This is a genomic window from Stenotrophomonas sp. SMYL86 (assembly GCF_036320025.1).
GTDB lineage: Bacteria > Pseudomonadota > Gammaproteobacteria > Xanthomonadales > Xanthomonadaceae > Stenotrophomonas > Stenotrophomonas maltophilia_A.
Window position 1 is genome coordinate 146,576 of the sequence record NZ_JAWIRU010000001.1, and the last position, 9,026, is coordinate 155,601.

7 protein-coding genes are annotated in these 9,026 nt (G+C 68.5%); all 7 read left to right on the forward strand.

Annotated features, from left to right (window positions below):
• The first annotated feature begins 3 nt into the window (after nucleotides 1-3).
• The 7 genes from gspK (at nucleotide 4) to V3B64_RS00725 (ending at nucleotide 8,995) form a co-directional block, all read left to right on the forward strand.
• Nucleotides 4-909, forward strand: a complete 906-nt coding sequence (gspK, locus tag V3B64_RS00695) for a type II secretion system minor pseudopilin GspK (protein WP_329913354.1) — start codon at nucleotides 4-6, stop codon at nucleotides 907-909.
• On the forward strand, nucleotides 906-2,069 hold the full coding sequence (gene gspL, locus V3B64_RS00700; protein WP_329913355.1) for a type II secretion system protein GspL: 1,164 nt from the start codon (nucleotides 906-908) through the stop codon (nucleotides 2,067-2,069). The genes gspK and gspL overlap by 4 nt, the downstream gene beginning before the upstream one ends.
• Entirely contained in the window at nucleotides 2,066-2,593 is a 528-nt protein-coding gene (gspM, locus tag V3B64_RS00705) for a type II secretion system protein GspM (RefSeq protein WP_049400278.1), read from the forward strand. The genes gspL and gspM overlap by 4 nt, the downstream gene beginning before the upstream one ends.
• Nucleotides 2,590-4,971, forward strand: a complete 2,382-nt coding sequence (gene gspD / locus V3B64_RS00710; RefSeq protein WP_329913356.1) for a type II secretion system secretin GspD — start codon at nucleotides 2,590-2,592, stop codon at nucleotides 4,969-4,971. Before gspM ends, gspD begins: the two co-directional genes overlap by 4 nt.
• Entirely contained in the window at nucleotides 4,968-6,401 is a 1,434-nt protein-coding gene (gene gspE / locus V3B64_RS00715; protein WP_329913357.1) for a type II secretion system ATPase GspE, read from the forward strand. Before gspD ends, gspE begins: the two co-directional genes overlap by 4 nt.
• A gap of 7 nt (nucleotides 6,402-6,408) precedes the next feature.
• Nucleotides 6,409-7,608, forward strand: a complete 1,200-nt coding sequence (gspF, locus tag V3B64_RS00720; protein WP_012511252.1) for a type II secretion system inner membrane protein GspF — start codon at nucleotides 6,409-6,411, stop codon at nucleotides 7,606-7,608.
• Nucleotides 7,609-7,825: 217 nt separating this feature from the next.
• Nucleotides 7,826-8,995, forward strand: a complete 1,170-nt coding sequence (locus tag V3B64_RS00725; RefSeq protein WP_049400282.1) for a substrate-binding domain-containing protein — start codon at nucleotides 7,826-7,828, stop codon at nucleotides 8,993-8,995.
• Nucleotides 8,996-9,026: the final 31 nt, after the last annotated feature.

Below are 9,026 nucleotides of genomic sequence, written 5' to 3' on the forward strand. Positions count from 1 at the left end.
CAGATGACAGCCCGGACGCGTTCGGTCCCGTGCACCCGCCAGCGCGGTATGGCGGTGATCGTCGCCCTGCTGGTGGTGGCATTGGTGGCGGTGATTGCCACTGCACTGCTGACCCGGCAGTCGGCACAGCTGCGTGCGCTGCGTGGCGACCAGCTGCGTGCGCAGGTGCGCATGGTGATCGATGCCACCCTGGAGCGCGCGGCGCAGCAGCTGCGTGACGATGTAAAGGAGCAGTTGACCACGGTGCGCAGCGGCCGTTGGGCGCGTCCACTGACGCTGCAGGCGCCGCTGCCGGTGCAGTTGCAGCTGGTCGATGCGCAGTCCATGTTCAACCTGCGCAACCTGCTGGCCTATGGCAAGCCGGACCCGGAGGCACGGCGCGCGTTCATCGCGCTGTGTGCCGGGCAGGGCCTGGGGCAGGGTGCCTGTGCATCTGCTGCCGATCACATCCAGGCGAGGCTGCGTGATGGCGACCTGCAGGCGCAGGCGCCGTTGCCGCGTGAATCGCTGATCGAGCAGGCCTTGGCGGGCGCCGACCCAGTGGCGGTGCAGGCACTGGCACGGCGCACCGTGGTGCTGCCGGCCCAAACCCTGGTCAATGCCAACACCAGTGACATCAGCGTGTTGCAGGCGGTCACTCCCGGCGTGGAGCCGGGGCGCCTGCAGGCGCTGCTCGGTGAGCGCGACGGTGGCCATTGGCTGCTCAACCGCGGTGATATCGCCAATCGACTGCAACTGAGCAGCGCGCAGATGGCCGTGGTGCCGCTTGGCATTCATAGCGAGTGGTTCCTTGCCGTCGGCCAGGTACAGGCCGATGGCAATGCGGTCGACTTCAGGGCCCTGATCTGGCGCGAGTATCGCGATGACAGTGTGCGCGTGCAGCGTGTGTGGACGAGGATTGGAGCATGAGCGTGCAGCTGAGGGTGCGCCTGCCGGCGCTGGAACACCTGCGCGCCGACAGTACGGTCGAGTGGGCGCGGTTGCACAAGGGTGGGGTGCTGGCCCATGGCCGCGAGGGCTTGGCCGTGCTCGGGCAACGTCATCCGCAGGCCGAGGTGCTGGCCTGTCTCGATCCGCAGGACCTGATCCTGCTGGAACTGCAGCTGCCGCCACTGTCGGGCCGCAGGCTGCAGGCCGCACTGCAGGGCGAAGTAGAGGCGATGCTGCTGGATGACCTGCAGGACGTCGCGTTGGCACACGGTGCGCAGGCGGCGGACGGCACGGTTCCTGTGGCGTGGCTTGGCCAGCAGGCGGTCCTGCAGGCGCAGCAGCTGCTGGCCTCGTGCGCACTGCAGCTGCAGGCGCTGTATCCGACGCCGCTGCTGCTGCCGTGGCAGGACGGACAGGCCACGCTGCAGGTCAGCGGCGAGCACCTGCTGGTGCGCAGCGGGCGCGATCGTGGGTTCGTCCAATGGTATGGCGGACGTGACGCGTGTGCCGTGATGCAAGCCCTGGCCGTGCGCCTGCAGCAATCCGGGGTGCAGGCCGTGCAGTGGATCGACAGCGTGCCGTCGGCGTGGCCGGAGAACCTGCCGGCCACCGTGGTCGCGCATGAACGGCAGGCGTGCGGACCCGTGCCGGCGTGGTCGTTGCCACTGCCGGGTCGCAGCAGGCAGGCACCACGCGTGGCGATCGGCCTCGCATTGGCGGCGGTGTTGCTGGCTGCGCTTGGGCTGCAGCTGCAGGTCTCGCGCTGGCGCAGCGAGGGCGAGGCGTTGCAGCAGGACATGGCGCGGCAGTTCAGTTCGCACTTTCCGGAGATCACCGATGTGGTGGACCCGGTGCTGCAGGCGCGGCGCGCGCTGGCCGTGCCGTTGCCGGCGCCGCCGTTGCCATGGGTGCAGCGGCAGGTCGCAACGACGCTGCAGGCGATTCCGGAGTTGGGCGGCCAGGTGCGCGGCCTGCGCTATCAACCCGGCCAGCTGGAACTGGAGCTGGACGCCGATGCGCAGGCGGTAGCCGATGACGCACAGCGGATGGAGCAGTGGCAGCAGGCGGCGCAGGCGCAGGGCCTGCAGCTGGCGCGCGAGGCCGGTGGACGCCTGCGCGTGAGCGGGGGCGGACAGTGACCGCCAGAGCCATGCGCCTGGGCGAGGGTCTGGCCGGCCTGCAGCAGCGCTGGCAGCACCTGCCGCCGCGCGACCGCTGGATGCTGGGGGTGATGGTGCTGGCGCTGCTGGCAGCGGGGCTGTGGTCATTCTGGCTGGAGCCGCTGCTGAAACAGCGTGCGCACTGGCAGGCTGAGCTGCCGCGGCTGCAGGCGCAGGCGCGCGCACTGGCGCCGCTGCTGCGTGCACGCGAACGCCAGCAGCAGGTGCAGGGGCAGCGCCCGACGCTGGCCGCGCTGCGTAATGGAATCAAGTCCGCCGGCCTCGCCGATGGACTGCATGTCGAAGCACGCGACGGGCGTTGGCACCTGCAGGTGCAGGCCGTACCTGCTGACGCACTGTGGAACTGGCTGCTGCCCGTGCTGGCCGATCCGGCCATCGAACTGCAGCAGCTGCAACTGACACGCACAGGGGATGCGAACATGCCGGCGGCACGGATATCCGGAAACATCGTGATGGCACTCACTGCGGGTGGCCATTCATGAGGGCGATGCGCAGCCTTGCCTGCAGCACTGTACTGGCCCTGATCGTGGGTGGCGCTCACGTTGTTGCACCGGCACAGGCGCAGGACGCCCCCGATGAACCGGTGCAGTTGAACCTGGTGGATACCGATATCGGCGGCGTACTGCGCATGGCGGCGCGCTTCACCGGTCGCCAGTTCCTGGTCGACCCGCGGGTGACCGGCAAGATGACCGTGGTCTCTGATGGCCCGGTCAGCCGTACCCAGGCGTACCAGTTGCTGCTGGGCGCACTGCGCATGCGTGGCTTTGCCGTGGTCGAGAACGGCGGTGTCAGCCGGGTGGTGCCGCAGGCCGAGGCCAAGCTGCTCGGTGGCCGTGTGGGCGTGGGCGGGGCCGGCGGCGAGGTGGCCACGCGCACCTTCGCGCTGCGCTACGAGAACGCAGCCGCGCTGGTGGCGGTGCTGCGGCCGATGATCAGCCCGGACAATCCGATCACCGCCAACCCGGGCAACAACACCCTGGTGATCACCGACTATGCCGACAACCTGGAGCGCATCGCGCGGGTGATCGCCAGCGTCGATACACCGGCCGGCATGGACACCGATGTGGTGAAGCTGCAGCAGGGCATTGCCGTTGACGTGGCAGCGATGGTCGCGCCGCTGCTGGATGCGCAGGGCGCCGAGCCCAGCCAGAAGGTGGTGGTGATGGCCGACCCCCGCAGCAACAGCGTGCTGCTGCGTTCCAGCAGCCCGGGCCGAACGCGCCTGGCGCGGCAGTTGGTGGAGAAGTTGGACCGCGCGCAGGACGAGTCCGGCAACCTGCATGTGGTCTACCTGCGCAACGCCCAGGCCAATCAGCTCGCCGGCGTGCTGCGCGGCGTGGTGGCCGGGCAGAGCGATGCACCGGCAATGGGCAGCAACGAAGGCATCACGCCACTGCCGGGTGACGCCAACCGCGCCACACCGTCGCAGCCGTCGCAGCCGCAGCAGGCCAAGACCGGTGGCAATGCGCTGGAATCGCAGCGGCTGGACCCGAACCGCCGCGATCCGATCGATGCCGGCAGCACCGGTTTCAGTCAGAACGGCATTTCGGTGCAGGCGGACGTGGCCACCAACACGCTGCTGATCTCGGCACCGGAACCGGTGTACCGCAACCTGCGGCGGGTGATCGACCAGCTCGACCAGCGCCGTGCACAGGTGCTGGTGGAAAGCCTGATCGTGGAGGTCAACCAGACCGACGCGGCCGAACTGGGCGTGCAGTGGATGCTGGGCAATGGCCGCACCTTCGGCGGCACCCACTTCGGCGGCACCACCGGTGGCAGCGGGCTGAACACCACCGCACGCACCACCCTGGACGTGCTGCCCAAGGATGGCCTGAAGATCGGCGTCATCGACGGCACCATCAACCTGCCCGGCGTCGGCCAGATCCTCAACATGAAGGCGTTGGCCAACGCGCTGCAGAGCAAGGGCGGTGCCAACATCCTGTCCACGCCGAATCTGATGACGCTGGACAACGAAGCGGCCAGCATCATGGTCGGCCAGACCGTACCGTTTGTCAGCGGCCGCTACGTGACCGACGGCGGTGGCGGCAGCAACAACCCGTTCCAGACCATCGTGCGCGAGGACGTGGGCCTGAAGCTGCGGGTGCGCCCGCAGATCTCCGAGGGTGGCACGGTGAAGCTGGACATCTACCAGGAAGTCAGCAGCATCGACGCGCAGAGCGCGAACAGCACGGCCGGCATCATCACCAACAAGCGCGCCCTGGATACCAGCGTGCTGCTGGACGACGGGCAGATCATGGTGCTGGGTGGCCTGCTGGAAGACAGTGTCAGCCATGGCCGTGATGCAGTGCCGGGATTGGGAAAGATCCCGGTGCTGGGCGCCTTGTTCCGCAGCGACACGCGCAAGCGCGCCAAGACCAACCTGATGGTGTTCCTGCGCCCGCACGTGGTGCGTGACCCCGCCGCCGGCCAGCGCCTGACCCGCGACCGCTACGACTACATGCGCAACGCGCAGGCCGGCGCGCAGCCGGTACAGAGCTGGGCCTTGCCGGCGCTGTCGGCACCGCAGTTGCCACCGCAGGACCTGTCTGTACTCGGCCAGGGCAATGCACGCGATGGCCAGGGCCAGCCGCTGCAGAACAGCAGCCTGGCGGCGCTGTACCCGTCCGGTGACGGCGATGCGCAGCTGGTGCAGTTCGCGCAGGGGCTGGACCCGGCGCGTGCCAGCCAGGGCGTGGCGCAGGTGCGGGCACTGGGCCTGCAGGCCTATGCCGAAGCGACGCCGGGCGAGAGCGGGCAACGCCTGCGCGTGCGATTGCCGCGCGATCCGGCGACGCTGGACCCGGCACTGCAGCAGCTGCGCGGACTCGGCTACACGCCGGAACTGGTGATCGGGCCGTGAGCGCTGCCGCGCCGCTGCCGTACGCCTGGGTGCGCAGCCATGGCGTGATGCTGTCCGAGGCGGGCGGCGAGCCCGTGTTGCTGGGCACCGCCGAAACCGCGGCGTGGGCCGTGGCCGAACTGCGCCGCCGGCATGGTCCGCTGCCGTTCCAGGCCCTGGATGCGGCGACCTGGCAGCAGCGGCTGGGTGAGCAGTACCGTGACGGCGGCGATGCCGCTGCCGTAGTGGGTGCCGCCGAAAGCGAAGTCGATCTGGACCGGCTGATGCAGGACATGCCGGAGGTCACCGATCTACTGGATGCACAGGACGATGCGCCGGTGATCCGCATGATCAATGCACTGCTGGCACAGGCTGCACGCGATGGCGCCAGCGATCTGCATATCGAACCGTTCGAGACCCATTCGGTGGTGCGCTACCGCGTGGACGGCACCCTGCGCGACATGGTGCAGCCACGGCGCGCACTGCATGCGGCGCTGGTATCACGCATCAAGATCATGGCCCACCTGGACATTGCCGAGAAGCGCCTGCCGCAGGACGGGCGCATCGCGATCCGCGTGGGCGGGCGGCCGTTGGATATCCGCGTTTCCACGGTTCCGACCGGTCATGGCGAGCGTGCTGTGCTACGCCTGCTGGAAAAGGATGTCGGTCGCCTGCAGCTGCAGCGCCTGGGCATGGCCGATGACACTCTGGCCACGTTCACAGGCTTGATCCGGCAGCCGCATGGCATCGTGCTGGTCACCGGGCCGACCGGCAGCGGCAAGACCACGTCGCTGTACGCTGCACTGGGCCAGCTCGACAGCAGCACCAGCAACATCCTCACCGTGGAAGACCCGGTGGAGTACGACTTCGCCGGCATCGGCCAGATCCAGGTCAACGCGCGCATCGGCATGAGCTTTGGCACCGCGCTGCGTGCGATCCTGCGCCAGGACCCGGACACCATCATGATCGGCGAGATCCGCGACCTGGAGACCGCACAGATTGCGGTGCAGTCGTCGCTGACCGGCCATGGCGTGCTGGCGTCCCTGCACACCAACGATGCGATCTCGGCGGTGACCCGCCTGGCGGATATGGGCGTGGAGCCGTTCCTGTTGGCCTCGTCGCTGCGCGGCGTGCTGGCGCAGCGGCTGGTGCGGCGGCTGTGCACGCAATGCCGGCGTGCCGAGGTGGATGGCGACGGCCGTACCGTGTGGCGCGCGGTGGGCTGCGCGGCCTGCGCCAACAGCGGCTACCGGGGGCGTACCGGCATCCATGAGCTGTTCGTGGTGGACGATCGCGTGCGTGCGCTGATCCATGAAGGGCAGGGTGAACCTGCGCTGCGCGAGGCGGCACGGCGCGCCGGGATGCGGACCTTGCGCCAGGACGGCCAGCGTTGGGTCGACAGCGGGGTGACCACGCTGGAAGAGATCCTGCGCGTCACCGGCGACGACTGAGGCAGCGATGGCATTGTTCGACTACCAGGCCGCCAACGCGCAGGGCCGCATCGAGAAGGGCCAGCTGGACGCCGACAGCCCGCGCGGCGCACGCCAGCTGCTGCGCGGTCGCGGGCTGACACCCGTGCAGGTCAGCGCGGCGCGCGGTGCGGGCAGTGGCTGGGGCGCCCGCCGGTTGTCTGCCAGCGAGCTGGCCTGGGCCACGCGCCAGCTGGCCAGCCTGCTGGCCGCGAGCCTGCCGTTGGAAGCCGCATTGACTGCGGTGATCGAACAGGCCGAGCGCCCGCATGTGGCCCAGGCACTCACCGCCGTACGCGCCGACGTGCGTGCCGGCCAGCGCCTGACCGTTGCGCTGGCCGCGCGGCCGCGCGATTTCCCGCCGATCTATCGGGCGCTGGTGGGCGCAGGTGAAGACTCCGGTGACCTGGCGCGGGTGATGGAGCGCCTTGCCGACTACATCGAAGAACGCAACGCGCTGCAGGCCAAAGTACTGACCGCCTTCATCTACCCAGCGGCGATCAGCCTGGTGTCGGTGGCGATCGTGATCTTCCTGCTCAGCTACGTAGTGCCGCAGGTGGTGACCGCGTTCGTGCAGGCGCGGCAGACGCTGCCGATGCTGACCCAGGTGATGCTGGCCGCCAGCGCGTTCGTGCGCAGCTGGGGCGTGTGGGCAGGACTCGGCATCGCTGCGTTGGTGGTGGCATGGCGGTTGGCCCTGCGCAAGCCCGAGCTGCGCCTGCGATGGGACGCGATGCTGCTGCGGGTGCCGATGGTCGGGCGTTTCGTGCTGGGTGTGAACAGTGCGCGCTTTGCCTCGACGCTGGCGATCCTGCTGGATGCCGGTGTGCCACTGCTGCGTGCGTTGGAGGCGGCGCGGCAGACGCTTGGCAATGCGCTGCTGGCGCGCTGTGCCGATGACGTGTCTGCGCGCGTGCGCGAAGGTGCGGCGCTGGGTGCTGCGCTGAAGGTGCAGAAGGTGTATCCGCCGATCCTGGTGCACCTGGTGGCCAGCGGCGAGAAGACCGGCTCGCTGGCGCCACTGCTGGACCGCGCCGCACAGACGATCTCGCGCGAGATCGAACGTCGCGCGATGGCGCTGACCGCGCTGCTGGAACCGACCATGATCCTGGTGATGGGCGGCGTGGTGCTCACGATCGTGCTGGCCGTGTTGATGCCGATCATGGAAATGAATCAATTGGTCCAGTGATGCGCAACGCGCATCACGGCACGCTTTCGATTCTCCACACAATCCTCCACACCTTTTTTCGATCTTCCACAGGTTTCTTAAGCGGCCTGTCATCGGCGCGGACCAGCATAGCCACGTCGCCGCAGAGTGGGCTGGGAGGCCCTCGGCGGCAGCAGGCGTGTAGTGACCGTTCCTCCCTTGGTGTTTCCCTTCGCAGTAAACCCTTCAGGAGAAGATCATGAACAAGTACAAGACCCTGGCCGCGCTGGTTGCCACCGCGCTGCTCGCCACCGCCGGTGCCGCTTCGGCCCAGCAGTCCCTCATCAACGGTGGTGGCGCCTCGCTGCCGGCCGATCTGTACAAGGGCCAGGCCGACAGCATCCTGCCGGCCAACTTCAGCTACGCCGTGACCGGCTCGGGCACCGGCAAGAAGGCGTTCCTCGAGAACACCATCGGCCTGTTCATCACCAACGGCACCGGCAACGTCCATTTCGCTGGCAGCGACTCGGTCCTGAGCAGCACCGAGATCAGCAACTACAACAGCTCGGCGCTGGCCTCCACGCTCGGCCCGGTGCTGCAGCTGCCGTCGGTCGCCACCTCGGTCACCGTGCCGTACAACAAGGCCGGTGGTGATCTGAACCTTGACGTGGCCAAGATCTGCGGCGTGTTCTCGGGCAAGATCAACGACTGGTCGCAGCTGGACAGCGCCCGCAGCGGCGCCATCAAGGTCATCTACCGCGGCGAAAGCAGCGGCACCAGCGAGCTGCTGACCCGCTTCCTGACCGCCGCCTGCGCCACCGAAGACCTGAGCGCCACCCGTCTGGTCGGCGGCAAGTTCCAGGTCAAGTCGACCTTCGCTGATCTGTTCACCCGCGATGCGCAGAACAACCTGCCGGCCTTCCTGGAAGCGGCCCCGGCCACCGGCGGCACCTCGCTGTACAACCGTGTCTACCAGGTTGCCGGCGCCATCGGCTATGTCGGCCCGGACGTGATCCCGAACCTGCAGGATGCGACCAAGATTGCCAAGGTGAAGGGCTTCTCGCCGGATGAAGTGAGCGTTGCCGCTACCCTGAACACCGTCGCCCCGCCGACCGGTGCCGACATTGCCAACCCGGCCAAGTGGGTGCCGGTGTTCACCAACCCGACCGCCGGCTACCCGATCGCCGGTTACACCAACCTGGTGTTCGCACAGTGCTACCGCACCCTGCCGCAGCGCCAGGCTGTCCGCAACTTCCTGGAAAAGCACTACAACCTGGGCGTGGATGGCAACAACGATGCTGCCGTGCGTGCGCACGGTTTCATCCCGCTGACCCAGACCTGGCGTGAAGCCGTTGCCAACAACCTGATCTCGGCCACCCCGGCCACCGGTCTGGGCAACGCCAGCACCTGCGCCGGCATCGGCCGTTGATCCACCGTACCTGCTGAACAGGGCGCCGACC